Here is a 23,851-nt window from a genome sequence, read left to right on the forward strand (position 1 = left end):
ATTATCCTTTCCTTATGATTTTGCAAATAAATTTGTTAATTCGTAAACTATTGTTGCAGCTGCAAGAGATGTGACTTCAGCATGATCGTATGCAGGTGAAACTTCTACTACATCAGCTGATACTAAATTTAATCCAGATAGCCCTCTTAATACATTTACCATTTCTCTAGTTGTCATTCCTGCAATTTCTGGTGTTCCTGTACCAGGTGCAAATGCAGGATCCAAAACATCAATATCTATAGACAAATAAAGTGGATTATCTCCTACTCTTTTTCTAATTCTTTCTGCAATTTTATCTGTTCCTTCAGTTTGAAATTCATCACAGTGAATTATTTTGAAACCAAAACTTTCATCATTTTTTATATCATCTCTACTGTAAAGAGGCCCTCTTATACCAACATGCATAGAAGCATCATCTAAAAATAAACCTTCTTCTCTTGCTCTTCTAAAAGGAGTTCCATGTGTATATGGAGCACCGAAATAAGTATCCCAAGTATCTAAATGAGCATCGAAATGAACTAAAGAAACTGGTCCTTTATTTTTTTTATTAATTGCTCTTAACAATGGCACTGCAATTGTATGATCACCACCTAAACTAATTATTCCACCTACTTTATTTAATAGATCGGTTGCTCCCTCTTCTATTTGTTTAATAGCTTCATCAATACTAAATGGATTGCATGAAATATCTCCAGCATCAGCAACTTGTTGAATTTTAAAAGGCTCCACATCATAACTTGGATGATAATTTGTTCTTAAATGTCTAGATGCCTGTCGTATACTTTGAGGGCCAAATCTCGCCCCTGGTCTATAACTGGTTCCAGCATCAAACGGAACACCAACAATCGCTACATCACAACTTTCAACATCTCTCAATTCAGGCAATCTTGCAAAAGTACTTGGTCCGGCAAATCGCGGTACTTTTGTTCCACTTACTGGTTGAATAGGATTTTTATTTCTTTCTTTTGTCATTTTTTAATAATCTAAGATAATATTATCTAATCTAATTCGTCTATAATTAATTAATGAAAATTATATTATTATTCATCTTAATATTTCAGTTTTTACATGTAAATGCTGATGAAATATACAATCTAATTAAAATTCCTAACTTAGAAATCTACAAGCTAAAAAACGAGAACAATATCCGTTATCTAAATGCAAAGGGAGATTTTAAAATAGGAGTAGATGACAACATTACTTGCAATAAGACAAATCTAGAAAATCTTAATACAAAATTTCCAACAATTGAGAGAAATATTAAAAGATACAATTCTAAATTTCTTAAAAAAATAGATTTAAAATACATTGTATTTTGTGAAGGTTTATTTATTTCAAACATTAATACTGGTGGAATACCAGATAATAAAAATAGAACTTTAATATTAGATATAAACTTTAATGAAAAATATTTTGAAAGAATGATTCATCATGAAATTTTTCATATGATTCAAAATAGTTATGAGGATGTTTTTAATGATCAAAAATTTTCTTTATTTAATAATTCTGATTTTGAATACGCTGAATGCTCCACTTGCTCAGATAGATTAAATTTAGATTTATATCAAAATACTAATGGTTTTTTAACAGAATACTCTAAATCAATTCCATCAGAAGATATGGCTGAAATCTTTTCTTTTTTAATAGTTAATAAAAATTTGATTGAAGAGAAAATAAAAAAAGACCCTATATTAAATAATAAAGTTAATTTTATTAAATTAAATATATCTAAAATCGATGAAAATATTTTATGATTAAAACAATTAAAGCTTCAAACTCAGAAAAAATTTTATTTATCTTTTTAATAGTTTTGGCTGTTTCTGTTTTTTCGTCTTTTTTTTTATTAAAAAATAAGTGTCTATTTATAAACGATAATAATTTAAAAAAATTAAACTTTAAAAACCCAGACAATATTGCAGTAATGAATTTAGAATGTGGAAATGTTATTATTGAGTTATATCCTGAAATTTCTCCAAAAGCTGTTGAACGATTTAAAACACTAATTGAAAAAAAAATGTATGATGGTTCAGCTTTCTATAAGGTGGTTGAAAATACTTTAGTACAAGCTGGTGATATTGAATTTGGTAAAGTTGAGTATTTAGATTACTCAAAAATTGGAAGTGGAAAATCAGGATTAGGGTTGTTGAAATCAGAACTTAGTAATGATTTTGAATTCACTGAAGGCAGTATTGGTTTTGCAAGATCTGCAGAATTTGACACTGAAGACAGTGAGTTTTTTATAACCTTAAAAGAAATCCCAATTTATCAAGGAGAATATACTCCACTTGGAAAAGTAAAGTATGGCCTAGATATTCTTAAGAAAATAAAAACAGGCAATAAAGCAATCTATGTACTTAGACCTGATTATATAAATACTTTTAGAATGCTAGACTAATTAATTAAAGGTTTTCCAGTTGAAAGAGTGTGTTTAATTCTATCTTGAGTTTGTTTGGTTTCTATCAATCTCATAAAAGAGTCTAACTCTAACTTATAAAGATCATCTTCTGATAAAGTTTTGTCTAAATTTGTATCACCACCACTTAAAACATTTGCAAGTTCAATTCCAACATGCATTCCATGGTCTAATATAATTTTTTCATTATATAATTTCTCTAAAACTTTAATCATCTTCTCTTTCAAAGGTTTGCCAGATAGATTAAATTTACACTCTTCTGGAGGAACAAAATCGTTGTGTTCATGGATCAGTTTTCTAGCCTCCTCAAAAAGACTGTTTCTATTCATGATTTTTTTATCCTCAGGTTTTAAATATTTTAAAGGCTCAGCTTCTACAGGAGAAGTTGCAGTTTTTGCGTATCCAATAATATCAAATACTTTTAAAGGAGCATAATCAGGATCAGATTTTGCTTCTTCCGTTTGTGACCATCTCCAAAGCATTTCCTTACATCCACCTCCAGCTGGCACTAATCCAACAATTGTCTCTACAAGACCAACCACAATATTTGTGTGCGATGCTACAAAATTACTTTGAACTAAAACTTCAAAACCACCCCCCAATGTAAGACCAGAAGGTGCAGAGACTACCGGGTACTTAGAATATTTCAATGTTTTGCAAGTATCCTGGAAGTATTTAATAAATTTTTCAATAGATTTGAAATCATCCTTATCTGCAAAATTCATTGTATAACTTAAATTCACACCTGCAGAAAATTGCATACTTTCATTCATAACAATAAGCGGTTTGTCAGTTGCATTTTTTAGCGCATCCATAGAATCGTAATCTAGTGCACAAGCTTTTGTAGTAAATTCGACAATATTAAAATCTTTAAAACGGTGAATTTCAGCAGAATTATTTTTATCTATTTTTATTGCTGTTGGTCTTATTTTTCCTAATGTTTCAATATCAGTATATAATTGTCTTTCTCCATAAAAGTTTTCATTTTTTGATTTTGATAAATTTTCTAAAAATTTATTATTTTCAAAATTATCTATTCGTGAGAAAAAATTTTCTACTCCTATTGATTTCAACATTTCAAAAGGACCCATTGCCCAATTGAAACCAAGTCTCATTGCTTCATCTATATCATTAAACTTATCTGTAATTCCTGGAACTAGAGAAGAAGCATATTTTATTATTTTAGAAATTACTTCCCAAGCATATTCACCATATTTATCTTTTCGATTAATTAAATTATTAATATCTACAGTCTCAACTCCTAAATCTATTTTTTTTGAGTTTGTATATTCACCTGTTTCTAAATTGATAGCTTCTAATATTTTTTGGTTTCCACTTTTATTCATTCTGTAAAAACCACCTTTTCCTTTACGGCCAGTATATCCTGTATCAATTAATTTTTTTACTAATGGAATTTCTTTTGCAACAATTTGAAATTCATCATTATCTGGAAGCTCTTTAATAAAGCTTTTCAAAACATCAGCCATCAAATCAATCCCAATTAGGTCATATAAGCCAAAAACTCCTGTTTTAGGTATACCCATTGGTCTTCCAAAAACTGCATCAGCTTCTTCAATTGATAATTTCATTCTAAATGCTTCAGTCATTGCTACCTGCATTGCATAAACACCAATTCTATTTCCTAAGAAACCAGGAGTATCATTGCAAATAATAGCTCCTTTACCTAATTCAATTTCACAAAATTTTTTAAGAGAATTAATTTTATTTAAATCATTATTTTCATTTTTTACAATTTCAAGTAACCCCATGTATCTAACCGGATTAAAGAAATGAGTAATGCAAAAATCTTTTTTTTCCTCTTCAGTTAATTTTTCTGATAAAATTTTAATTGGGATAGATGATGTGTTTGATGAAACAATTGCTCCCTGTTTTCTATTCTTAAATATTTTTTCATAAATATTGTGCTTTATATCAATTCTTTCAACAACAGCTTCAACAACCCAATCTGCTTCTTTTACTACATCAAAATTATCATTAATATTTCCAACTTTAATATTTTCAATTTTGGTTTTATCTAAAAGTAATGGAGGTCTTGATTTATAAATTCTGTCTCTGGCTTTTTCAGATATTTCTGTTGTTAAATCTAAAAGAGTTACTGGAACATTTGCGTTACACAAGTGTGCAGCAATTCCACTACCCATGGTGCCAGATCCGATAACAACTACTTTTTTTATATCCATAAATAGTAAACTTTTATTGAATTAATCAAAAACTTGAAATAAGACAAATTTCCTGATTAATTAAATTGGTAAGCTATATAAATTAACACAATATTAAAGAGAAAAATGTACAATTCAGTAATAGCTGGTTACTCCAGATCACCTTTTGCAATGGCAAACAAAGGGAAATTGATAGATGTAAAACCAGTTAATCTACTGGCTGAAGTAATTAAAAATCTTATTTTACAATCAAAAGTTAATCCAAAAGAAATTGATGATGTTGTCATTGGGTGCGCTTTTCAGGTTGGTGAACAGTGTTTTAATATTGGAAGATTAGTAACTTTTTTATCAGATCTAGATATGAGAGTTCCTGGTATGTCTGTAGATAGATGGTGTGGATCTTCAATGGAGGCAATTCATATTGCAGCAGGAAAAATAGCAATGGGGTCAGGTAAGATATTTATTTGTGGAGGTGTTGAAAGCATGACAAGAGTTAGAACTGGCTTTGATCCTTTACCCTACCCTTATTCTGATGAAGAAAAACAAAATCCACATTTATATTTATCAATGGGAATTACAGCTGAGAATGTTGCAAAAAAATATAATATTTCAAGGACAGAGCAACAAGAATTCTCATTAGAAAGTCATAGAAAAGCAAATGAAGCCCAACAAAAAGATAAATTTAAAAGTGAAATTACTAAGATAGGTGATTGTGAAATAGACGAAAATATTAGACCTAATAGCACAATGGAAAAACTAGATAGTTTAAAGTTGGTATTCGATCAAAATGGAACAGTAACAGCTGCAACTTCATCTCCTCTAACTGATGGAGCTGCAGCAACTCTAATTTGTGAAGAAAATTTTGCTAAAGAGAATGGTTTAGAAATTTTTGGAAGAATAAAATCTACTGCAGTTGAGGGATGTGATCCAAATTATATGGGTTTAGGACCAATTTCAGCGACCAAAAAAGCTTTGGAAAGAGCTCAACTTTCAATAAAAGACATTGATATTGTGGAGCTAAATGAAGCTTTTGCTTCTCAATCACTAGCTTGTATTAAAGATTTAGAAATAGATATTAATAAAGTAAATTTAGACGGTGGAGCGATCGCTTTGGGACATCCTTTAGGAGCAACGGGTGCAAGGATAACAGGAAAAGCTGCACAACTTTTAAAAAGAGAAAATAAAAAATACGCTCTTGCTACTCAATGTATTGGTTTAGGAATGGGTATAGCAACTGTAATTGAAGCAGTTTAATTTATCTATTAATTCCTCTTAATCTCTCAGATCTTCTTCTTAATAATTCTGCACTAATTAAAATTAAAGTTGAAAGAATAATTAAACATGTTGCAACAGCAAGAATTGTTGGACTTAACTGCTCTCTTAAACCAGTCCACATTTGTACTGGAATTGTAGTATTTTCTAAACCTGCAAGAAATAAAACAACAACCACCTCATCAAATGAAGTCACAAACGCAAATAAACCACCTGAAATTACTCCTGGCAATATTAATGGAAGAGTAATTTTCATAAATGTATTTACAGGATTGCTTCCCAAACTAGAAGCAGCTCTAGTTACACTATGGTCAAAACCAGATAATGTTGCTGTTACTGTAATCACAACAAAAGGTGTGCCTAAAATTATATGTGCCAATACTATTCCAGTATGAGTAGCAGCTAGACCAACCTTGGCCATAAAGAAAAAGATTGCTACTCCCGAAATAATCAATGGAACAATCATTGGAGAAATTAATGTTGCCATTATTATTCCTTTATAAGGCATGTGTCTGCTGCTCAAACCTAATGCCGCTAAAGTTCCAAGAATTATTGAGCCAATTGTTGCAAATATTGCAATTATAAAACTATTTTTTGCAGCTAAACCCCATGGATTTTTAGTTCCATAAACCATGTCATGATACCATCTTAAAGAAAACGCATCCGGGTCAAGATTTTTCATTCCTTCTGAAAAAACTAAGAATTCTTCAGCATTGAATGACAATGGAAAAATTACAAACAGTGGTGCAATTAAAAAGAAAAATACAAAAGCACAGATAGCTAGGTAAACATAGTGCCAAATTCTATAACGCGTTTCTGTGTAACTTGGTAATGCCATATTTATCCTAATTTAATATTATCAACTCCAACCAATTTATTATAAACCCAGTAAACTGCCAAAACTCCTGTTAGCAACATTAATCCCATTGCAGATGCAAAACTCCAATCAAGAGTTGTTTTCATATGATAAGCGATTTGATTACTAATTAAAGTTCCTGAAGCTCCACCAACTAATGCGGGTGTTATGTAGTAACCAATTGCTAATATAAATACTAACAGGCAACCTGCTCCTATCCCTGGTATAGTTAATGGAAAATATACTTTCCAAAAAGCAACAAACGGTGTTCCACCTAAGGATTTTCCTGCTCTCATCAAACTTGGAGATATAGTTTTCATAACACTGTAAAGTGGTAAAACCATGAAAGGTAACAATATTTGTGTCATCGCTACATAGGTACCAACTTTATTGTACATCATTTCAGGACGGTTATCGTCGGTAACTAAACCAATCATTACAAAAAAATCATTTACAACACCTTGCTGTTGCAACAAGATCATCCAGCTTGCAGTTCTTACTAACAGCGATGTCCAAAAAGGAAGTAGTACACAAATCATTAAAAGATTTGAATATTTCATAGGTAATGTTGCTAGTAGATGGGCTATTGGATATCCCATTAAAAAACAAAATATAGTAACAAATAAAGCTATTTCTAAAGTTCTTAACCATAATATTCTATGAATTCTTCTATCTTCGTCTACTTGAGCAATACTTCCATCAGCAGCATAATACATATCCATACCTTTTAAATACTTTGCCATTGTATAAGGTGGAGCAGTTCTTTTTATAGCTTGCCAATATTCAACATCTCTCCATCTTTTATGGATTTTCATAATTTGTTCTTTGAAACTTGCACTTTCATCAATTTTTTTTCTTTTAATTTGTCTAAAAAGTTTCTTGGTAATGGAGTTAAACCCATTTTTTTCTTTATTTAATCTTTGACCAAGTTTTCCATGCTCTTGGTTTTCTACCAAAGCTTTAAAATCATAATAGAAACCCTTATAAACTTCTTCTGGAGGTAATTCTTTTCCATCCCATTTTTCCATTTCTTTAAATGTTTTTGGAAGCATATTGGTTATCATTTTGTCGTCTATACTTCTGCTAAACATTTCACCAATTGGAAAAATGTATGTGATAACTAAAAACAATAATAATGGAGCCACTAAAAGGAAGGCTTTGATTTTATTTTTTCTCTCAGCTTTTTTTAAGCTGACTTCTAACGGGATGCCGTCAGTTGTTAAAATTTGTTTTGTTTCAGAGCTCATAAAAAAATAGGGCGACTAGTTATTAGTCGCCCTAAATATATTATATAAATTCAGTGTTTAAAACTGAAATTATAGGCCTGCTTTCATTGCTTCCCACATTTCACCAATCTCTGTTCCGTTATCAGCCCAGTAGAAAGGATCTACTAAGAAATAGTTCTTAGTATTTGAAGGAGATGTTGGCATTTGAGGCATCATTTCAGTTTTACCATCTTTGTACCATGGCTCACCTGCTGTGATTACTTCAAGAGAAGATTTTCTCCAAGGAGCATATGCAATGTACTTTGCGCTACCTGCTAACATTTCAGTGTTAGTCATCATAGCTAAAGCTTTTTTAGCATTTGCTTCATCTGGTCCACCTTTAACAAGTGCAAAATATTCGTAGTCAAGACCTTGACCATCCCATACTTGTTTAATTGGAGCACCTTCGCCTACTTCAGCGTTAAAGAATCTTCCGTTCCAACCAGTTGCCATTACAACTTCACCAGCAACTAATAATTCAGGTGGTTGAGCACCTGCAGACCAGAATACACATCCACCATTTGGATCTGTACATAGTTCTTTAATTTTATTCATCGCTCTTTCTACTCCACCTTCTTCTTCAAGTTTTCTGTAAAGTAGTTCACCACCTTTACCCATTCTAACTCCATCAGCGTGTAAAGCGATTTCTAAGTTTGTTAAAGCACTATTATAGATTGCTCTTTTTCCTGGAAATTTTTTAGTGTTAAAGAAGTCCTTAATTGTTTTAGGCTCTTTACCACCAAAAGCTCTTGTATCAAAAGCATAGTTCCAAGAATATAAAATGTTACCTACAGCACACTCACTTGGCATATCTGTGAAGAAATCTTCACTTGCAGGAGTTCCATCTGGTGCTGGTGGAAAATCTTTGTCAAAATCAAATTTAACAAATAAACCTTCATCACATCCGTTAATTGTATCAAATGCAAATAAGTCTATGATATCCCAAGTAATAGCACCTGCTTCTTTTTGTGCTTTAATTTCTGATAAACCACCAGAGTAATCAACCCAGTTGATTTCTATTCCTAGTGCCTTAGCAGTTGGATCACCATACCCTAACTTTTGAGACTCTGTATAAGCTCCACCCCAAGATGCAACAGTAACTGCAAATGCTGATGAAGTTATTGAAAGAGCAAAAGAAAGAGCAAGTAATAATTTACTTAATTTTTTCATTATTCCTCCGTTTAAACGTTAATATAAATTAATTTATATAACGAAAGTACACCAAAATGAGCAACTGAAGTCAACAGCTCATTTTATCTAATATTATTTTGGATATTTAATTGAAACTATTTAGGATCTAAAGCTCTAGCATCAACACTATTCCAACCAATGTTGATATCCTCTTTTACTTTTAGCTCAAGGTTGGAAGTGCTGTTTGGCACTTTTAATATAAACTCAGAACTACCAAGTAAGTCCAGCCTAACTCGTGTGTGGTCACCGTGGTAAATGACTTCTTCAATTTTTCCAGTAAACATATTATCCATTTTATCTTTTGGATTAATTAAAGCTCTTTCTGGTCTTAGAGATACTGTAGTTTTTTCACCTTTGGATTTTACCGAAATAGGGTTGGCTAATATTTCTGCATTACCTAATTTAACTTTACATTTATCTTTATCTATATCTGAGACCTCACCATTAAACGTATTATTTTCACCTATGAACTCTGCAACAAAAGAATTTACTGGTTTCTCATATAATTCTGCTGGATCAGATAACTGTTGAACTTTACCATCGTTAAATACAGCTATTCTGTTTGACATAGTAAGAGCTTCACTTTGGTCATGAGTAACGTATACAACTGTGACACCAATACTTTCGTGGATATGTTTAATTTCATACTGCATGCTCTCTCTTAAATTTTTATCTAATGCACCAAGTGGCTCATCCATTAAAACAACAGCTGGATCAAATACAAGCGCTCTTGCAACAGCAACTCTTTGTTGTTGTCCTCCAGAAAGTTGTGCTGGCATCCTAGATTCAAATCCATTTAAGGATACCATAGACAAAGCTTTGTCTACTTTTTTATCAATTTCATCTTTTTCAACTTTTCTTACTCTTAAAGGAAACGCTAAATTTTCATAAACTGTCATGTGAGGAAACAGTGCATAATTTTGGAACACCATTCCAATTCCTCTTTTGTGAGGTGGAATGTTCGAAATAATATTTCCGTCTAATAAAATTTCTCCATTAGTTGGAGTTTCAAATCCAGCTAACATCATTAGACATGTTGTTTTACCTGAACCAGATGGTCCAAGCATCGTTATAAATTCACCTTCGGCAATATCTAATTGAAGATCTTTAACGACGAGTACTTTACCATCATAACTTTTATCTACTTTATCAAATTTTACGAATTCTGGATTTTTAGACATAAAATTGATTATTAAACATTTGTAAAAGTAGATTTCAATAGTAAATTAACTCTTGATATGGAGCTCTTTTGGAAAATTACAAAATAACTCTGAACCGTTTTCTGTAACCCTAATAGCCTCAGACGCCTCAACACCCCAGTCACCAAATTGCATCACAGCAATCATATGAAAACAAACATTTGGCTGAAGAACTGTCTTGTCTCCTTTATATATATTAAGAGTATGCTCTCCCCAATCAGGAGGGTAACCAATCCCTATTGAATAACCAGTTCTTGATCTTTTTTCGATACCGTATTTATCAAGTATTTTCCAAAAAGCTTGAGCAACATCATCTACCGTATTTCCTGCTTTAATTGCACTAATACCAGAGTTTAAGGCTTCAATAGTTTTATTCATCGTATCAATTTTTAATTGATTAGGTTTTCCAAGTAATACAGTTCTTGCCATTGGTGCATGATACCTTTTATAAACTCCAGAAAGTTCAATAATTGTTGCTTCTCCTTCAACAAATTTATCTTGAGTAGCAGTTAAATGTGAAGCAGAAGTGCCTTTTCCTGTTGGAAGAAGAGTTGCAATACTTGAATATTCACCACCAAATTCCTCTGTTCCATAAAAAAGTGCTTTTTGAATTTCACCAACTGCATCACACTGCCTTACACCAGGTTTAATAACTTCCATTGCAGTTTTCATACCTTGTTCTGAAATTTTTGCTGCAGATTTCATGTAATTTATTTCTGCATCAGATTTTGTAAATCTTGCCCAATTCACCAATCGATCACTGTCTTTGATTTTGGCATTTGGCAAACCTTGTTTTATTTTTTCATAACAAAAAGCTGTAAAATAGTGAGCATCCATCTCTAAACCTATTGATAGATTATCCCATTTTCTCTCTTTAATTATCTCAACTAACCTATCGTAAGGATGTTTTGGCCAAGTATGAATGTACTCTTCATCATAAACTAAAATATTTTCATCTTTTAAATAAGTTTTTATATAAGCGCCACCTGCATCTTGAGCTCTTACAAAGCACAGTGGCTCATCCGCATTTACATGAACGATTGCACATTGAGCATAATAGAATGACCAGGCATCATAACCAGTTAAATAATATAAATTATTTGTGTCATGAGAAATTAAAAGTTCGATGCCTTTTTCTTGCATCATTTTTTGAACTTTTTTTAATCTTTGTTTGTATTCTTCTTTAGTAAATGACATTAGTTTACCTCAAATAATTTTCCAAATCCCTCAACAGAATTGTTTTTATTTATTTTTACAAGTGTATCCCAAATTAATGCTTGATTGCTAGATAAAACTATTGTGTTTAATTTTTTTTCAAGTTTATCAATAATTGGCAATACAGGTAATGCTGTACACGAAACAAACAAAGCCTCTGCTCCATTTAAATCAATTTTAGATAATACTTCATATAAATAATCTTGGTCTACTTTACCAATGTCATAATCAGCTTCAATGTCAAAGTAAGAATTAGAAGTAATTTCAAAACCCTCAGTTTTAAAATAATCTAAAACCTCATCATTTAGTTTTTTACTATATGGTGTGAACAAAGAAATTTTTTTTATATTTAATTTTTTTAAAGCTTTAATTGCTGCAGTGCTTGGCGTTGTAACATCAGCCATAGGTTTTGCTGCTTTTACTTTTTGTTCAATAGAATTATATCCAGCTGCAATGGTTCCAGAAGTGCAACCATAAACAATACAATCAATATCTTGATCTGGTAAAATATCTTTTGCAACCTCAGTTACTTTATTAGACATTTTAATCAGGTTTTCTCGAGTTAATGGATTGTAACACTCAATACGGTTTACAAAAAAATCAATTTCCCTGTCTTTTATGACATTAATGAAATCTCTCTCAATCATAAAATCACTTGCAAGAGCTATTAAACCAACTCTTGGATTTGATTTACTAATATATTTTGGATCTATTTTTGTTGAATTCATATTTTAAAAGATGAATATATCAGAAGTTCTTTAATAATCATTAATATTAAATTAACGACATGAATTTAAAAGATACCTTCATTGCATCGCTGGTTCCAATTTTTTTAGGCTTTGGTTTTGTCATTGCAAAACCTGCATTTGAATCTTTTCCACCAATTTTATTAATGGGTTTAAGATTTATATTTGCAGCATCAATTTTAGTCTGGTGGTTTCCAATACCAAGAGGAAATTTATTAAAAATATTCATAGCATCTTTAATAGCTAATACTTTACAGTACAGCATCACTTACTCTGGTTTAGACTTAATTGATGCATCTTCAGCAGTTTTGCTGGTACAAATGGAAGTACCGTTTGGAGTTATTTTTGCTTACTTTATGCTTAAAGAGAAACCAACTGTTAGGGCTTTAATTGGTATTGGTATAGCGTTTATTGGTGTTTACGTTTTAACTGGATCGCCAAATTTAGATGGAAAAATTATTGGTATTGGATTGACCATACTAGGCTCTGCTATTTGGGCTCTTGGACAAGTAATGGTTAAACCTTTGAGTAAAGAAATTAATCCTTTAGCATTGGTTGCTTGGATGGCATTATTTTCTGGTCCAATTTTAATTCTATTATCAGCAATCATTGATGGAAATACTATTGAATATTTTGCTAACGCAGAAATTAATCATTGGATAATTGCAATCTACATTGGTTTTATAATGCAGCCAGTTACATATGGTTGCTTTTATTATGTCATAAAAAATAATCCAATTTATAAAGTTCTACCAATTGTAACTATGGGAATTCCTCCAACAGGATTATTAGCTGCAATTTTTCTTTTAGGAGAAGAACCGACAAAAGAATTGTTCATTGGTGGAGTAATAATAATTATTGGTGTCATATTAATAGTTTTTACAAAAAATAAAAAAGAAGAGGTAAAATAATGAAGATAGGTTTTATTGGTCTAGGAAATGTAGGTGCTAAACTTGCAGGAAGTTTGTTAAGAAATGGATTTGACTTAACAGTAAGAGATGTAGATCAAAATTTAACAGATCAATTTAAAAGTTCTGGTGCAAAAGTTGCAAACTCTGGAAAAGAACTTGCAAAACAAGTTGATCTTGTAATTACTTCTTTGCCATCTCTAAAAGTAAGCGCAGAAGTTATGGAAGCTGAAGATGGAGTACTTCAAGGCCTTTCTGAAAATAAAATCTGGCTTGAAATGAGTACTACTGATGAAGCTGAGGTAAAGAGAATTGGAGAAAAAGTAATTGCAAAAAATGCTATACCTTTAGATGGCCCTGTAAGTGGTGGTTGTCATAGAGCTGCAACTGGAAATATTGCAATTTTTGTAGGTGGTGAGAGAAAAGCATTTGAAAAAATTTTGCCTGTTTTAACAGTCATGGGAAGAAAAGTTTTACATACTGGTGAATTGGGTACAGCAAGTACTCTTAAAGTAATTACAAATTATTTAGCTTCAGTACATTTGGTTGCTTTAGGAGAAGCTTGGACAGTTGCTAAAAAATCTAATCTAGATCTTGAAAAAACATTCAAAGGAATAGCTGCATCATCAGGAAATTCATTTGTTCATGAAACAGAAAGTCAGGTAATCTTGAATGGTTCTTATAATATAAATTTTACAATGGATTTAGTTTTAAAAGATACAGGTTTATTTGATGATCTGGCTAAAAAATTAAATGCTCCACTAGAGATATCTCCAAAAATTGTTGAAATATTTAAAGATGGACAAAAAAAATATGGGTCTAGAGCTTGGTCTTCTATGATCGTAAAAAGGATGGAAGATTTAAATAATATTGATTTTAGAGCTAAAGGTTTTCCAGAGGAATTAGTTGATAATGAGCCCGAGGAAAAAGGATATGAAGTCTAAATAGTATGCTAAAATAAAATTATGTTAGATAAAAGAAAATTTTATATTGATGGTGAATGGGTAGATCCAATTAAGAGTAATGACTTTGATGTTATCAATCCATGTAATGAAGATCCATGCGCAGTAATTTCTCTAGGATCCACTGAAGATACAAATAGAGCTGTAAAAGCTGCAAAAACAGCATTTGAAACTTGGAAAGAAACCTCAAAAGAGGAACGAATTAAATTATTAGAAAAATTATTAATTATTTACAAAAAAAGATTTAATGAAATGGCAGAAGCTATTTCATTAGAAATGGGTGCTCCAATGGATTGGTCGAATGATGTTCAAACAGCATCAGGAAGAGATCATTTAGAAGATTTTATACTAAGACTTAAAAATTTTAACTTTGAAGAACATTTTGATGAAAAATCAAATAATCATATTTGTTATGAACCAATTGGAGTTTGTGGATTAATAACTCCTTGGAATTGGCCAATAAATCAAATTGCTCTTAAAGTTGCTCCGGCATTTGCAACTGGTTGCACAATGATTTTAAAACCCTCAGAAATTGCTCCTATATCGGGAATGTTGTTTGCTGAAATGATCCATGAAGCTGGTTTTCCTAAAGGAGTTTTTAATTTAGTAAATGGTGATGGAGCTGGAGTTGGAACAGACATTTCAAGTCATCCAGATATTGATATGGTTTCTTTTACTGGTTCAACAAGAGCTGGTAAATTAATTTCTAAAAATGCTGCTGATACAATTAAAAGAGTTTGTCTTGAGCTAGGTGGCAAAGGTGGAAATATTGTTTTTGCTGACAGTTATAAAGATGCAGTGAGAGATGGTATCAGAAATGTAATGAGTAATTCAGGTCAATCTTGTGATGCACCTACAAGAATGTTGGTTGAAAAATCTATTTATGAAAGAGCAGTAAAGGAAGCTGTTGATGAAGCAAACAAAATTAAAGTAGATCAAGCAACTAAAAAAGGAGATCACATTGGCCCTGTAATTTCAAAAGTTCAGTACGATAAAATTATAAATCTTATTGAAAGTGGAATTTCTGAGGGAGCAACTTTAGCTGCAGGAGGGCCAGAATTACCAAACGGTTTAAACAAAGGATATTTTATCAAACCAACTATTTTCACAGATGTTACTAACGAGATGAGAATTGCAAAGGAAGAAATCTTTGGGCCTGTTTTATCAATTATTCCATTTGATACTGAAGATGAAGCAGTGAAAATTGTAAACGATACTTCTTATGGTTTAGGAAATTATCTTCAAACCGATGATAAAGAAAAAGCACATAGAGTTGCAAAAAAATTAAGATCAGGATGTGTATATATAAACGGTAATGCAGCTGATGTTGGAACTCCTTTTGGTGGTTACAGACAATCTGGAAATGGTAGAGAAGGAGGAGTTTGGGGATTGGAAGAATTTTTAGAAGTAAAAAATGTTACAGGTTGGAAATAAATTTTAGAAGCATTGAACTTTATTGTTTTCACATACCTTTTTTAATTTATTTGGAAAATCAGTTATTATCCCATCAACTCCATACTTGATCATTCTTAACATTTCTCTCTCACTGTTTACTGTCCAAACATTTACACCCAGGCCTAAATCATGAGCCATTTCTACATTCTGTTTAGTGACATCTCTATAAAATGGACACCAAACATGGCCTCCTTGTTTTTTTACTATTTTGGGTATCTCAAAAACATTAAATTCTTCTTTAATATTAAGCCAAGGAGAATTTGGAAATACAGTCTTGGGTTTTGTTTTTAAATTAGTATGCAAACTAATATGACCTCTTAAAACATCTGGCATTTGTAGTTTACATTCTTTTAAAATTCTCCAGTCAAATGAGGATATTAAAATTTTTTCAAAATAATCGTAATTTAACAATGCTTTCTTAATAATACTGATCATATCTTTTGGACTTGGAGTTAAATTTTTCTCTTCGGGTGTTGATTTTATTTCTAAATTTATGAACATATTTTCTTTAGGATATTTTTTTATAAGATCAAATAACTCATCTAATTTGATGATCTTTTGATTTTTAATTGATTTCTGATCTTTAAATCTTTTTCCATAAGATGTTGTTTTGTCTAATGTGCCAATATCGTAGTTTAATAGTTCCTGGAAATTTAAATCATATATTTTAATTTTTTTATTTTTTATCCAATCTCCATTTTGATCTTTAGTGAAGTAAGGATTGAGATAAAAATCATGAGCAATTAATGGTATTTTATCTTTTGATATCAACACATCTGTTTCAAACGCAAAAAAATTATTATCAAAAATATATTTAAAACCTGACAAGGAATTTTCAGGCATATCACCTCTCGCACCTCTGTGACCATATATTTTTATGTAGTTTGGTTTTGAGAGTATCAAATCAATCAATCCTATTTTGATTTGTCGAGCTGAATAAATGTATTTTAGAATCTTCTATGTCTAATCCTATCTCCTCACCAGAAACATCTTTATCAAGAATACCAGGCACACTAACAACAACTACTTCATTAGAGGATTTTATTCTGCAATGTACAAGAGTGTTGGAACCTATCAATTCTATAAATTCTACGTTTACTTTAAATTTTCCATTTGTATTTATAGTTAAGTGCTCTGGCCTTATTCCAAAAAAAACTTCTCCTTGATGTGAAGAGTTTACATTTAATTTAAAGTCAGCAATTTTTACTTCACCGTCCTTAACTGTACCATTCAATATATTCATTGCCGGGCTTCCAATAAATTGTGCAGTAAATAATGTTTGTGGTTTTTGATAAACATCTAACGGTGTTCCAATATGTTCAACATTTCCTTCATTCATCACAATCATCTTGTCTGCTAGTGTCATTGCCTCTACCTGATCATGAGTAACATATAAAGAGGTTACATTTAATTTTCTTTGAAGTTTTTTAATTTCCAATCTCATTTGAACTCTCAATTTAGCATCTAAGTTTGATAAAGGTTCATCAAAGAGAAAGACATCTGGTTTTCTTACTATTGCTCTACCCATGGCAACCCTTTGCCTTTGACCACCTGATAATTGATTTGGTTTTCTTTCTAATAGTTTACTTAATTCTAAAATTTCAGCAGCTTCATTTACTCTTGAAATTATCTCATCTTTTGGTGTTTTTTGAATTTTTAAGCCATATGACATGTTTTCAAAAACCGTCATATGTGGATAGAGAGCATAATTTTGAAATACCATTGCAATGTTTCTTTCCATTGGCTCAAGATCATTCATTCTTTTTTCATTAATTATTATTTCCCCACTGTTGATCTCTTCAAGACCAGCAATCATTCTTAATAGAGTTGATTTCCCGCATCCTGATGGCCCAACTATAACTATCAATTCTCCATCTTTAATATCAGCACTTAAATCATGAATGACATTATTCTTCCCATATGATTTTTTTATATTTTGTAAATTTATCTTAGCCATATCTTTTATTTTTCACTTTCTAGTAAACCTTTAACAAAAAATCTTTGCATAGTTATAACTATTAAAACTGGAGGTACCATTGCCAGAATTGAGGTTGCCATGATTGTTGGCCAATGACCAAAGTCGTCACCACCTGGTATCATTTGATTAATACCCATCACAATCGTATTCATATTTGGATCAGTTGTCATCAATAGAGGCCATAAATACTGGTTCCATCCATATATAAATAAAATAACAAATAAAGCTGCAATATTTGTTCTACTTATAGGTACTAATATATCTATGAAAAATTTCATAGGTTTCGCTCCATCCATTCTAGCGGCTTCAACCATCTCGTTTGGTATGGTCATAAAAAATTGTCTAAATAAAAAAGTCGCTGTAGCTGATGCTATTAATGGAAATATTAATCCTGCATAACTATTTAATAGATTCAATTTCGCTGCAATCTCATACGTAGGCACGATCCTTACTTCTACAGGTAGCATCAATGTTAAAAAAATTAACCAAAAGAAAAATTTTCTCCCAGGAAATCTAAAATAAACTATTGCAAATGCTGAGAGTAAAGAAATTGTAATTTTTCCTATAGTAATTCCAAGCGCCATTACCGCTGAATTAAACAACATTCTTAAAACTGGAATATTTTTTTCATATCCTTCTGCTGATTTCTCAGTTAAAGCATAGGTATAATTTTCAATAAAATGAGACCCAGGTAAAAGTGGGAGTGGTGGCTGAATGATATCCTGTTGAGTGACTGTCGAAGCAACAAAAGTTAGCCAAACTGGAAAGAAAATAAAAGCAATTCCTATAATCAAACCTAGGTGAGACATGAAATATCCTTTTTTATTTCTTTCAATCATCAGTAATGAACTTTTCTTTCTATGTATTTAAACTGAATAACAGTTAACAAACCAACAACTACTAATAAGATAACAGATTGTGCTGCACTAGATCCTAAATCTTGACCAACAAAACCATCTGAATAGACTTTATAAACTAAAGTTGTGGTTGATTGTTCGGGTCCCCCAGATGTAATTGTGTGAATTACACCAAATGTTTCAAAAAAGGCATAAACGATGTTAACAACTAATAAAAAAAACGTAATTGGTGATAACAAAGGAAACACTATTGTTCTAAATCTTTTCCAAAAACTTGCTCCATCAATTGCTGCTGCTTCTATGATTGATTTTGGAATTGCCTGTAATCCTGCAAGAAAGAATAGAAAATTATAGCTTATTCTTCCCCATGTCGAAGCTAATACAACTAATCCCATTGCTTCTTCACTATTTAAAGCATGGTTCCAATCGTAACCTAATAAACCTAAATACCAAGAGACAACACCAACTCTACTTGAAAATAAAAACATCCACAACACACCTGCAACAGCAGGAGCTACTGCGTATGGCCAAATTAAAAGTGTTTTATAAACTCCAGCACCTTTAAAAATTCTATCAGCTAATAATGCAAAATATAAACCAAGTCCCATTGATAGAACAGAGACACTTGTGGAAAAGAAAATTGTAGTTACAAAACTTGATAAATAATAACTGTCACCAAATAAAAATAAAAAATTTTCTAACCCAACAAATTCTGAACTTAATCCAAATGGATCAGGTAGATACAATGAATTTGAAATAGCTTGTCCCGCAGGATAGAAAAAAAATATTATAGAAATTATTAATTGTGGTGAAATTAATAAAATGGGTAACAACCATCCTCTAAAAAAAACTTTTTTTTCCATATGAAAAATCTGGGGGTTGGATAACCCCCAGATAGATTAAACTATTTACTTATTAGCTTTTTCAAATCTTCTTAAAAGAGCATCTCCTCTTTTAACAGCACTATCCATAGCTACTTGAGCTGATTTGCTACCAGTCCAAATTGCTTCTAACTCTTCATCGATAATACCTCTGATTTGATCAAAAGAACCAAGTCTCAAACCTTTTGAGTTATCTGTTGGTGCTTTTGCCATCATTTGTTTTCCAGCAATATCCGTACCAGGATTTGCATTGTAAAAACCATCTGCAGCTGTCTTTTCACTTGCTGCAATTGTGATTGGCAAATAACCAGTATCTTGGTGCCATTTAGCTTGGATATCAGTTCCTGATAGGAAATTAATAAAAGCTGCTACACCTTTATACTCGTCTGCAGAGTGACCAGACATTACCCATAATGATGATCCTCCAATGATAGTATTCTGAGGAGCTTTTGTTCCTGCATGATAAGGCAAAGGTCTGATTTCAAAATCAAATTGAGCTTCTTTTTTTATACCAGCATATCCAGCAGAACTTTCTGTAAAGAACATACACTCACCTGCTCTAAAGTTTGCTCCACCTTCGTTTCTTCTTCCAGCATAAAAGAATTTACCCTCTTTAGCCCAGTTACCCATCATTTCTAAATGCTTAACGTGTAATGCACTATTGAAAGATAGAGATGTGTCTAAACCTGCAAATCCATTTGCTTTACTTGCAAAAGCAACATTATGGTAAGCAGAAAAGTTTTCTAAATGTATCCAACTTTGCCAAGCAGTAGTAAGACCACAAGAAGTTCCTGCTGACTTTGCTTTATCAAGTGCCATACCAACATCTGACCAAGTAGCAAGACTCATGTTTGGATCTAATCCAGCTTTTTTCATCAAATCTCTGTTAACCCATAAAACTGGAGTTGAAGAGTTGTACGGTAATGAAAGCATTTTACCATCTGTTGTAGTGTAATAACCTTTAACAGGTGGAATGTATGCATCAGGATTAAAACCTAAGCCAGACTCAGCCATTACTTCGTAAACTGGTTTGATTGCACCTTTTGCAGCCATCATAGTTGCAGTTCCAACTTCAAAAACCATAAGTAAATGTGGTTGTTGCTTTGCTCTGAATGCAGCAATACCAGCATTTAAAGTCTCTGAGTAATTACCTTTTCTAGTATGAATTACTTCATAATTATTTTGACTTGCATTAAATTTTTGAACTTGCTCGTCCAAAAGTTCTCCTAGTCTTCCACCAAATGCATGCCACCACTCAATTTGAGTTTTTGCAAACACAGAAGTAGTAGAAAGCATTAGGAAAATACTAAATTGAATAAATATTTTTTTGATATTCATTTTTTCCCTCTCGTTGTTTTTTTATAAAGACTACAAAAAAATTTTAAAGAATTCCAAAATTTATTTAGAGTTATCCAGTGTGTGGCAAATTTTAATTTTAATTTCTACTTCAGGTTTAATTGCTCTTTAAATATTTTAATCTTCCTATAATTTCATCACGATCCATGTAATATCCTTGGAGATGTCTGTGACCAGAATTTGGATCAAATTCAGTTCTCCCATGAAGCAATCTTCTATTGTTGAAAGTAAATATATCTCCTGGCCCTAATCTAAATTTAATTTGAAATTTATCATCGTGTAATAAATTTCCAAATCGATGATGAGCCTTATAAACTTTGTCCATTAAATCAGGATGGCAATCTAAGGCATCCATAGTTGCAACACTAAATCTAATGTCGTGATAATCATTATCTTTAGTTAAAGAAATTGCTGGCGCATAATAACTTCTTACTGACTCTTGTGTATAATCCATATCTCGAAATTTGAGGTGAACATTAACTAGTGTATCAAAGATTTCCTTTTCATTTTTTCTTAAATAATCTGCAACTGCAAATCCATCTACAGCTGAAGAATCTCCACCATTTGCAGAATTAACCAGGCAGTGAAGGAATTGATAACCTGGAGGTGTTTCAAACCAAGGTAAATCCATATGATTTCTCAAAGCATGTGCTGTATAAGCAGAATTGTTTGGTTTTGGAATATTAATTACCTCAAATGGAGTTTTAAAAAAAGTTTCTCTAGTATGACTAATTCTATTTAAAACTTTAAATCCAGAGTTCTCATCTGTCGGTGCATTTTTTACAATTGCAATTCCAGTATGATGCAAAAGTTCCAACCATTTAATTAAGCCTTCATCTGAATTAACGATTTCATCATGATCAATTTCTACAGATTTTAAATGATCTTGAAGAGAATTATCCCAAAGCTTGTAGGGTGATTTGTATTCCAAATTGTTTTTAATTGTATAACAATTATCTCTCAGCCATTTTTGATCATAATAACTAACATGATCTCCCTCACTCCACTCAATTTGGAGTTTACCATCATTGTTTAAAGAAAATTTTTTAGGATTTATATCTTTAGATACTTTGAGAATGTTAAACATTCTATGACGAGAATCTTTATCGTGTGCTGTAGGACAATTATCTCTTAACCACAAATAATTAAACTTACTTTTTTTTCCATCACTCCAATCAACTTCTAAATTAGTAGAATTTTTAGTTATATTTTCAATTTTATAATTTTGTTCCATCAACTTTTATAATTTGAATTTTCACGATCTAATTTTCTTAATAATGCAGCCCACTCTGTTTTTCCATCATAATTATAATCATCTGAACTACTCATATTATCCCAAAAATAAGCAGCTTTTTGTTTGTCTATTTCATGTTTATTTAATCCCATAGATAAATTTTTAACTTGAACAGTACATGCTTGTTCTAAATAATATGCTCTAAAAAAAGCTTCTGCAGCAGTTTTACCTACAGTATAGTATCCATGATTTCTTGTAATTAAAATATCATGCTTCCCTATAAGGTTTTCAAATTTTTTTCCAAAATCTTTATCCTCAACAAATTCGTAATCGATATATCCAATTAAATGATTTAAATAGACTGCTGCTTGTGAAAGATGCATCAAACCTTCTTTAGTTCCTCCAACTGCCATAACATCATTAGCATGTCCGTGAACATAAAAGTTAACATCAGAACGTGAATTAAAAATCCATTGTGCAAGATTGATACAACCATCATTTAACCATGGTCCATCTGAATTTATTTTTTTACCATCTTTATCAATCTTTACTAAAGATGATGCTGTAATCTCTTCATAAAACATTCCATAAGGATGAACAAAAGAACAATCTTTATCTTCAGCTGATCTAGCTCCAGCACATTGATTAGCTAAATCTGTCATCCCATACATGTGTAAAATTCTATAAAGAGCAGATAGTTCGCATCGAATATCTTGGTCTGATTTGGTCATAAATTAAATGATTATTTAAATGACTAACAAAATCAAACAAAATCGAATTTATAAAAATCAATTATCAGTTGTATAGAAATTGTTTTACATTATGCTCTATGAACTGTTAGAACTTAATTGATGTCAAAAATCGAAATCAACAACGTATATAAGATCTTTGGTAATAATCCAAAATCAGTGCTTCCAATGGTCAAGGAAGGTTCAACTAAAGATGAAATATTAGAAAAAACTGGGCACACAGTTGGATTAGATAATGTTTCTCTTAAAATTGAAGAAGGTGAAACGTTTGTTTGCATGGGTCTTTCGGGCTCAGGAAAATCTACATTAATTAGACATTTAAATAGACTTATAGATCCAACTGATGGTGAAATTTTGGTTGAGGGCACAAATGTGATGTCGCTTGATAAAGAAAAACTAATTGAGTTTAGAAGACACAAAATGAGTATGGTCTTCCAGAGGTTTGGTTTATTCCCGCACAAAACAGTCTTGCAAAATGTTGGATATGGTTTGGAAATGCAAGGTAAGTCCGAAGATGAGAGAAATAAAATCTCAATGGAAAAAATTGATGCTGTTGGATTAAATGGATTTGAAAATCAATATCCAAATCAATTATCTGGAGGAATGCAACAGCGAGTTGGTTTGGCAAGAGCATTAGCAACAGATACGGATATAATGTTGATGGATGAAGCTTTTAGTGCTCTAGATCCACTAATAAGAAGTGATATGCAAAAACAACTTATTGATCTTCAATCAGAATTAAAAAAAACAATTGTATTTATTACTCATGATCTTGATGAGTCATTGAGATTAGGTGACCATATTGGAATTTTAAATTCAGGAAAATTAGTACAAGTTGGAACGCCAGAAGAAATTATAATGAATCCTGCAGATGATTACGTAAAAGCTTTTGTTAAAGATGTGAATAGAGCAAAAGTAATCAAAGCAAAAATAATTATGAAAAATTTAAATGATTCTGAAAATATAGATAAATCAAACGTTATTAAAGTAAATGAAGATCAATTTATTGAAGAATTTTTACCTCAAATAGTTTGTTCAGACTCAAATTGTGAAGTAGTTGATAAGAACGGTAATATTAAGGGTTATATTACTAATCAAGAATTACAGTCTTCTTTAACTAAATCTTAAAATAAT

Annotated in this window: 22 protein-coding genes; 7 read left to right on the plus strand and 15 right to left on the minus strand. The window is 31.4% G+C overall.

Annotated features, from left to right (window positions below; translation table 11 throughout):
* Positions 1 to 12: 12 nt before the first annotated feature.
* Complete coding sequence (gene speB, locus ACTTA4_RS04110) at positions 13 to 972, minus strand: agmatinase (RefSeq protein ID WP_440633637.1); 960 nt, start codon at positions 970 to 972, stop codon at positions 13 to 15.
* A 53-nt stretch (positions 973 to 1,025) separates the two neighbouring features.
* Here speB and ACTTA4_RS04115 point away from each other — a divergent pair, with 53 nt between their 5' ends.
* Together ACTTA4_RS04115 and ACTTA4_RS04120 are read left to right on the plus strand one after the other, a co-directional pair.
* Complete coding sequence (locus ACTTA4_RS04115; protein WP_440633638.1) at positions 1,026 to 1,754, plus strand: putative zinc-binding metallopeptidase; 729 nt, start codon at positions 1,026 to 1,028, stop codon at positions 1,752 to 1,754.
* Positions 1,751 to 2,395, plus strand: coding sequence for a peptidylprolyl isomerase (locus tag ACTTA4_RS04120; RefSeq protein WP_440633639.1), 645 nt, complete (start codon positions 1,751 to 1,753; stop codon positions 2,393 to 2,395). The genes ACTTA4_RS04115 and ACTTA4_RS04120 overlap by 4 nt, the downstream gene beginning before the upstream one ends.
* On the opposite strand, the gene ACTTA4_RS04125 is transcribed toward ACTTA4_RS04120, so the two are convergent.
* On the minus strand, positions 2,392 to 4,614 hold the full coding sequence (locus ACTTA4_RS04125; RefSeq protein ID WP_440633640.1) for a 3-hydroxyacyl-CoA dehydrogenase NAD-binding domain-containing protein: 2,223 nt from the start codon (positions 4,612 to 4,614) through the stop codon (positions 2,392 to 2,394). The two genes, ACTTA4_RS04120 and ACTTA4_RS04125, sit on opposite strands and share 4 nt — an antisense overlap.
* 105 nt (positions 4,615 to 4,719) lie before the next feature.
* Between ACTTA4_RS04125 and ACTTA4_RS04130 the strand changes: the two genes are divergently transcribed.
* The gene (locus ACTTA4_RS04130) at positions 4,720 to 5,847 is read left to right on the plus strand and encodes a thiolase family protein (protein ID WP_440633641.1); all 1,128 of its coding nucleotides are present in this window, start codon (positions 4,720 to 4,722) and stop codon (positions 5,845 to 5,847) included.
* Position 5,848: 1 nt separating this feature from the next.
* On the opposite strand, the gene ACTTA4_RS04135 is transcribed toward ACTTA4_RS04130, so the two are convergent.
* The 6 genes from ACTTA4_RS04135 to ACTTA4_RS04160 form a co-directional block, all read right to left on the minus strand.
* Positions 5,849 to 6,703, minus strand: coding sequence for an ABC transporter permease (locus ACTTA4_RS04135; protein WP_440633642.1), 855 nt, complete (start codon positions 6,701 to 6,703; stop codon positions 5,849 to 5,851).
* 2 nt (positions 6,704 to 6,705) lie between these two features.
* Positions 6,706 to 7,968: an ABC transporter permease gene (locus ACTTA4_RS04140; protein ID WP_440633643.1), complete on the minus strand. Its 1,263-nt coding sequence runs from the start codon at positions 7,966 to 7,968 to the stop codon at positions 6,706 to 6,708.
* A 69-nt stretch (positions 7,969 to 8,037) separates the two neighbouring features.
* Positions 8,038 to 9,156, minus strand: a complete 1,119-nt coding sequence (locus tag ACTTA4_RS04145; RefSeq protein WP_440633644.1) for an extracellular solute-binding protein — start codon at positions 9,154 to 9,156, stop codon at positions 8,038 to 8,040.
* Positions 9,157 to 9,272: 116 nt separating this feature from the next.
* A complete protein-coding gene (locus tag ACTTA4_RS04150; RefSeq protein WP_440633645.1) occupies positions 9,273 to 10,358 on the minus strand; it encodes an ABC transporter ATP-binding protein in 1,086 nt (361 codons plus the stop codon).
* 45 nt (positions 10,359 to 10,403) lie between these two features.
* On the minus strand, positions 10,404 to 11,573 hold the full coding sequence (locus ACTTA4_RS04155; RefSeq protein ID WP_440633646.1) for a M24 family metallopeptidase: 1,170 nt from the start codon (positions 11,571 to 11,573) through the stop codon (positions 10,404 to 10,406).
* Positions 11,573 to 12,319: a maleate cis-trans isomerase family protein gene (locus ACTTA4_RS04160; protein WP_440633647.1), complete on the minus strand. Its 747-nt coding sequence runs from the start codon at positions 12,317 to 12,319 to the stop codon at positions 11,573 to 11,575. Before ACTTA4_RS04160 ends, ACTTA4_RS04155 begins: the two co-directional genes overlap by 1 nt.
* Before the next feature lie 59 nt (positions 12,320 to 12,378).
* Here ACTTA4_RS04160 and ACTTA4_RS04165 point away from each other — a divergent pair, with 59 nt between their 5' ends.
* From ACTTA4_RS04165 to ACTTA4_RS04175, 3 genes are read left to right on the plus strand one after another with little or no spacing between them, the layout of a single operon-like run.
* Positions 12,379 to 13,248 (plus strand): DMT family transporter, encoded by an 870-nt coding sequence (locus ACTTA4_RS04165; RefSeq protein WP_440633648.1) that lies wholly within the window; start codon positions 12,379 to 12,381, stop codon positions 13,246 to 13,248.
* Complete coding sequence (locus ACTTA4_RS04170) at positions 13,248 to 14,189, plus strand: NAD(P)-dependent oxidoreductase (protein WP_440633649.1); 942 nt, start codon at positions 13,248 to 13,250, stop codon at positions 14,187 to 14,189. Before ACTTA4_RS04165 ends, ACTTA4_RS04170 begins: the two co-directional genes overlap by 1 nt.
* Positions 14,190 to 14,210: 21 nt before the next feature.
* Complete coding sequence (locus ACTTA4_RS04175; protein ID WP_440633650.1) at positions 14,211 to 15,641, plus strand: aldehyde dehydrogenase family protein; 1,431 nt, start codon at positions 14,211 to 14,213, stop codon at positions 15,639 to 15,641.
* 3 nt (positions 15,642 to 15,644) lie between these two features.
* Here the strand turns inward: ACTTA4_RS04175 and ACTTA4_RS04180 are convergent, their stop codons facing one another.
* The 7 genes from ACTTA4_RS04180 to ACTTA4_RS04210 all read right to left on the minus strand — a co-directional run bounded on the left by ACTTA4_RS04180 (position 15,645) and on the right by ACTTA4_RS04210 (position 22,699).
* Complete coding sequence (locus ACTTA4_RS04180; RefSeq protein ID WP_440633651.1) at positions 15,645 to 16,565, minus strand: glycerophosphodiester phosphodiesterase family protein; 921 nt, start codon at positions 16,563 to 16,565, stop codon at positions 15,645 to 15,647.
* 1 nt (position 16,566) lies between these two features.
* A complete protein-coding gene (locus ACTTA4_RS04185) occupies positions 16,567 to 17,619 on the minus strand; it encodes an ABC transporter ATP-binding protein (RefSeq protein ID WP_440633652.1) in 1,053 nt (350 codons plus the stop codon).
* A 5-nt stretch (positions 17,620 to 17,624) separates the two neighbouring features.
* Entirely contained in the window at positions 17,625 to 18,479 is an 855-nt protein-coding gene (ugpE, locus tag ACTTA4_RS04190; protein ID WP_440633654.1) for a sn-glycerol-3-phosphate ABC transporter permease UgpE, read from the minus strand.
* Positions 18,479 to 19,360: a sn-glycerol-3-phosphate ABC transporter permease UgpA gene (gene ugpA / locus ACTTA4_RS04195; protein ID WP_440633655.1), complete on the minus strand. Its 882-nt coding sequence runs from the start codon at positions 19,358 to 19,360 to the stop codon at positions 18,479 to 18,481. Before ugpA ends, ugpE begins: the two co-directional genes overlap by 1 nt.
* Before the next feature lie 45 nt (positions 19,361 to 19,405).
* Positions 19,406 to 20,716: a sn-glycerol-3-phosphate ABC transporter substrate-binding protein UgpB gene (ugpB, locus tag ACTTA4_RS04200; RefSeq protein ID WP_440633656.1), complete on the minus strand. Its 1,311-nt coding sequence runs from the start codon at positions 20,714 to 20,716 to the stop codon at positions 19,406 to 19,408.
* Positions 20,717 to 20,831: 115 nt separating this feature from the next.
* A complete protein-coding gene (locus ACTTA4_RS04205; RefSeq protein ID WP_440633657.1) occupies positions 20,832 to 21,968 on the minus strand; it encodes a TauD/TfdA family dioxygenase in 1,137 nt (378 codons plus the stop codon).
* Positions 21,968 to 22,699 carry a class II aldolase/adducin family protein gene (locus ACTTA4_RS04210; protein ID WP_440633658.1) on the minus strand — a complete coding sequence of 244 codons (732 nt, stop codon included), beginning with the start codon at positions 22,697 to 22,699 and terminating at the stop codon, positions 21,968 to 21,970. Before ACTTA4_RS04210 ends, ACTTA4_RS04205 begins: the two co-directional genes overlap by 1 nt.
* 120 nt (positions 22,700 to 22,819) lie before the next feature.
* On the opposite strand from ACTTA4_RS04210, the gene ACTTA4_RS04215 reads away from it, so the two are divergent.
* Positions 22,820 to 23,845, plus strand: a complete 1,026-nt coding sequence (locus tag ACTTA4_RS04215; protein ID WP_440633659.1) for a quaternary amine ABC transporter ATP-binding protein — start codon at positions 22,820 to 22,822, stop codon at positions 23,843 to 23,845.
* Positions 23,846 to 23,851 lie beyond the last annotated feature (6 nt).

It is taken from the genome of Candidatus Pelagibacter sp. HIMB1485, assembly GCF_052048055.1.
Classification (GTDB): domain Bacteria; phylum Pseudomonadota; class Alphaproteobacteria; order Pelagibacterales; family Pelagibacteraceae; genus Pelagibacter.